This is a genomic window from Micromonospora sp. CV4 (assembly GCF_003667455.1).
Lineage (GTDB): Bacteria > Actinomycetota > Actinomycetes > Mycobacteriales > Micromonosporaceae > Micromonospora.
Genome location: NZ_RCVI01000096.1, coordinates 1 through 4311 on the forward strand (window position 1 = coordinate 1; position 4311 = coordinate 4311).

General features: G+C 74.3%; 4 protein-coding genes. All 4 read left to right on the top strand.

The window, feature by feature from the left end:
• The first annotated feature begins 378 nt into the window (after positions 1–378).
• The gene (locus EAD98_RS00760; protein ID WP_121652174.1) at positions 379–1362 is read left to right on the top strand and encodes an AAA family ATPase; all 984 of its coding nucleotides are present in this window, start codon (positions 379–381) and stop codon (positions 1360–1362) included.
• Between the two features lie 87 nt (positions 1363–1449).
• Positions 1450–2718 (top strand): cytochrome P450, encoded by a 1269-nt coding sequence (locus EAD98_RS00765; RefSeq protein ID WP_121652175.1) that lies wholly within the window; start codon positions 1450–1452, stop codon positions 2716–2718.
• A 46-nt stretch (positions 2719–2764) separates the two neighbouring features.
• The gene (gene def / locus EAD98_RS00770) at positions 2765–3325 is read left to right on the top strand and encodes a peptide deformylase (protein WP_121652177.1); all 561 of its coding nucleotides are present in this window, start codon (positions 2765–2767) and stop codon (positions 3323–3325) included.
• A gap of 5 nt (positions 3326–3330) precedes the next feature.
• The gene (gene fmt / locus EAD98_RS00775; RefSeq protein WP_121652176.1) at positions 3331–4257 is read left to right on the top strand and encodes a methionyl-tRNA formyltransferase; all 927 of its coding nucleotides are present in this window, start codon (positions 3331–3333) and stop codon (positions 4255–4257) included.
• Positions 4258–4311: the final 54 nt, after the last annotated feature.

Consider the following 4311-nt stretch of genomic DNA (forward strand, 5'->3'; position numbering starts at 1 on the left):
CCGGCCGGCCGGCCCGGGCCGCCGCGCTGGCCGAGGCGCTGCACTCGGCCGCGGGGGCGCGCGCGGCCCGCAAGGCCGCCGATCCCGTCCGCCTCCAGGTCGATCCGCTGAGCCTGTTCTGAGCCGGGCGGCGGGCGCCGGCGGCCCGCCGACCTGGGCCGGAACCCTGGCTCCCGCACACCGCGTCCGGCAAAGCGCTGGCGGCAGGGTGGTAGCATCGCCCGTCATGCCCGGGCGCACGACGGATCCAGGTCGCGGCGCGGCGTCAGACACGCCGAGCTGGAGCCGTCACAGGATGGCAGCGACGATGGCGGGAACGCGTCGGTCGGACGCGATGTCGATGATGTCAAAGAGCCGGTGATCAGGGGTGGACCAGTCGTGACCGTTCGACAATCGATCGTCTTCAACGGCGACCTCGGCAGCGGCAAGAGCACCGTGTCGGTGGAGATCGCCAAGCGGCTCGGCATGCGCCGGGTCAGCGTGGGTGACCTCTACCGGGAGATGGCGCAGCAGCGGCAGATGACTGCGTTGCAGCTCAACCTGCACGCCGAGCTCGACCAGGCGGTCGACGGCTACGTCGACCAGCTCCAACGGGACATCGCCGCCTCCGGCGAGAGCCTCGTCATGGACTCCCGGCTGGCGTGGCACTTCTTCACCGACGCGCTCAAGGTTCACATGATCACCGAGCCGGGCGAGGCGGCCCGCCGCGTGCTGGCCCGGCCCTCCGGGCCGGCGGAGAGCTACGCCACGCTCCAGGAGGCCAAGGCCAAGCTGCGCGAGCGCAGCGAGAGCGAGCGCAACCGGTTCATCATCCGGTACGGGGTGGACAAGGCCCGGCTGCGCAACTATGACCTGATCTGCGACACCACCCGGGCCTCCGCCGCCGAGGTGGTCGAGCACATCATCGCCGCGTACGAGGGGACGCTCGGCAGTGAGGTGCTGCGCGACGAGCCACCGCTGCTGCTGCTGGACCCGGCCCGGGTCTACCCGACCGAGGACATCGCCACCCTGCGCGGACTGTGGGACTCCGAGTTCGTCAGCGACGTGGCCGAGGCCGGCGACTCGGCGCTGAAGCCGCTGAGGATCGGGTTCACCGGTGAGTACTTCTTCGTCGTCGACGGTCACCGCCGGCTCAGCGCCGCCCTGCAGAACGGCTTCTCCCTGGTCCCCGCCCAGCTCGTGGCGGAGGTCGACGAGCCGGTGGTCGGCGGGATGAGCGCGATCGACTACTTCGTCGCGCAGGTGCGCCCCGGCCTGGTCTACGACTGGGAGGCCGCCCACAAGATCCAGCTGCCGCTGCCGGAGCCCGCGCTGCTCGGTGGCGACGCGGTCCTCGCGGGGGACCCGGGCGCCAGCGCCTGACCCCGTAGTCGTCCTCGTCCGGGGCGGCGGCGCCGGAGGCGACGCGGGCATGATGGAGCCTCCGACGCATCGACGGGGAGGCCGGCCATGGAGGCTGCCGAGGCGCTCACACTGCTCATGTCGCCGCAGGGGCGGGTCGACCCGTACCCGACGTACGAGCGGCTGCGGGCGCACGGGCCGGTGGTGCAGGCCCTGCCCGGCCTGTACGTGGTGACCGGCTACCCGGAGGCCGACGAGCTGCTGCGCGACCCCCGGCTCGGGGTGCTGGACGACGCGCTGCGGGACCAGGTCTGGCCGAACTGGCGCGAGAGCCCGGCGATCTCGTCGATCGCCCGGTCCATGCTGCGGACCAACCCGCCCGACCACAGCCGGATGCGCCGGCTCGCCGCCGGCGCGTTCAGCCCGCGCCGGATCGCCGGGATGCGCGACGTGGTGCGCGCCCAGGCGGAGGGGCTGCTCGACGACATGCTGGAGCGTGCCGCGGACGGAGCGCCCGTCGACGTGCTGGCCGACTTCGCGTACCCGCTGCCGGTGGGGGTGATCTGCGCGCTGCTCGGCGTGCCGGCCACCGACCGGCCGCTGTTCCGCCGCTGGGCCGGCGACCTGACCGGGGTGCTGGAGCCGGAGATCACCGCCGAGGAGCTGGCCGTCGCCGACGCGGGCGCCGCCGAGCTGCGCGCGTACTTCACGGAGCTGGTCGCCGCCCGCCGCCGGGCGCCCGCCGACGACCTGACCACCGCGCTGGTCCAGGTGCACGACACCGACGGCGAACGGCTCACCGGCGACGAGCTGCTGGCCAACCTGGTGGTGCTGCTGGTCGCCGGCTTCGAGACCACCACCAACCTGCTCGGCAACGGCCTGGTGGTGCTGCTGCGGCACCCCGGGGCCGCGGCCGCGCTGCGCGCGGACCCCGGGCTCGCCCCGGCGTACGTTGAGGAGCTGCTGCGCTTCGACTCGCCGGTGCAGCTGACCACCCGGACCAGCACCGCGCCGGTGCGCTGCGGCGGGTTGGACCTGCCGGCCGGCAGCACGGCGCTGCTGCTGCTCGGGGCGGCCAACCGGGATCCGCGCCGGTTCCCCGACCCGCAGCGCTTCGACCCGACCCGCGACCAGGCGCATCCGCTCTCCTTCGGCGCCGGCCCGCACTACTGTCTCGGCGCCGGGCTGGCCCGGCTGGAGGCGCAGCTGGCCTTCCCGATGCTGCTGCGCCGGCTGCCCGAGCTGGCCCTGGCCGGGGCGCCCCGGCACCGGACCCGGCTGACCCTGCGGGGCTACGAGAGCCTGCCGGTGACGCTGGGCACACCCGCGGTCGCCGATCGAGGTACGCCGGCCGGCGTCCACCCGGGCACTCCGTAGACTGGTACGGCACCGCTCGTCCCACCCCATGAAGGAGCCGTCCCGCGTGACCGTCCAGCCCATCCGTCTGTTTGGGGATCCGGTGCTGCGCACGCCGGCCGATCCGGTGGTCGACTTCGACGTCGAGCTGCGTAGGCTCATCGCCGATCTGACCGACACGATGCGTGAGCAGAACGGGGCCGGCCTGGCCGCGCCACAGCTCGGTGTGGGCCTGCGGGTGTTCGCCTTCGACGTCGACGACGTGCTGGGGCACCTGGTCAACCCGGTGCTCGAATTCCCCGACGAGGAGGAGCAGGACGGCCCGGAGGGCTGCCTGTCCATCCCCGGGCTCTACTTCGACACCAAGCGCCGGCAGAACGTGATCGCCAAGGGCTTCAACGGCTACGGCGACCCGCTCCAGATCGTCGGCACCGGCCTGATGGCCCGCTGCGTGCAGCACGAGACCGACCACCTCGACGGTGTGCTCTTCCTGGACCGGCTCGACGCGGCCGGCCGCAAGGAGGCGATGAAGGCGATCCGCCAGGCCGAGTGGTACGACGCGTCCGCCCCGCCGGTGGTCAAGGTCAACCCGCACGCCGCGGGCAGCCCCTTCGGCCTGGGCCGGTGACCCGGATGCGTGTGATCTTCGCCGGTACGCCGGCCGTCGCCGTTCCCGCCCTGGCCGCCGTCGCCGCCTCCCGGCACGACCTCGTCGCGGTGGTCACCCGGCCCGACGCGCCCGCCGGGCGCGGGCGTGGCCTGTCCCGCTCCCCGGTCGGCGAGTGGGCCGACGAGCACGGCGTCGAGGTGCTCACCCCGGACCGTCCCCGTGACCCGGAGTTCCTCGACCGGCTGCGTGAGCTGGCACCGGACTGCGTGCCGGTGGTCGCCTACGGCGCGCTGGTGCCGCCGGCCGCGCTGGAGATCCCCCGGTACGGCTGGATCAACCTGCACTTCTCGCTGCTGCCCGCCTGGCGCGGCGCCGCGCCCGTGCAGCACGCGGTGCTGCACGGTGACGAGCTGACCGGGGCCAGCGTCTTCCAGCTGGAGCAGGGCCTGGACACCGGTCCGGTCTTCGGCACCCTGACCGATGAGATCCGCGCCGGCGACACCTCCGGTGACCTGCTGGATCGTCTCGCCGAGTCCGGCGCCGGGCTGCTGGTGGCGGTGCTCGACGCGATCGCCGACGGCACCGCCCGGGCCGAGCCGCAGCCGGCCGACGGGGTGTCGCTGGCACCCAAACTGACCGTGGAGGACGCCCGCGTGCGCTGGACCGACCCGGCTTTCGCCGTGGACCGGCGGATCCGGGCCTGCACCCCGGCCCCGGGCCCCTGGACGACCTTCCGGGGCGAGCGGGTGAAGCTCGGCCCGGTGGTGGCGGCAGCCGACGGCCCCGACCTGAAGCCGGGGGAGCTGCTGGTGGAGAAGGCCCGGGTGCTGGTCGGCACGGCCACCGTGCCGGTGCGACTGGGTGAGGTCCGGGCCGCCGGAAAGCGGGCCATGCCGGCGACCGACTGGGCGCGCGGCGTCCGGGTCAGCACCGGCGAGGAGCTCGCGTGACGGCCCCGGAGGGCACGCGCCCGACGCGGGGCGGCCCGTCCGCCGGTCGCGGCG

Coding starts and splice junctions, on each gene's coding strand:
- fmt (WP_121652176.1), top strand. CDS start 3,331: ATGCGTGTGATCTTCGCCGGTACGCCGGCCGTCGCCGTTCCCGCCCTG.
- EAD98_RS00765 (WP_121652175.1), top strand. CDS start 1,450: ATGGAGGCTGCCGAGGCGCTCACACTGCTCATGTCGCCGCAGGGGCGG.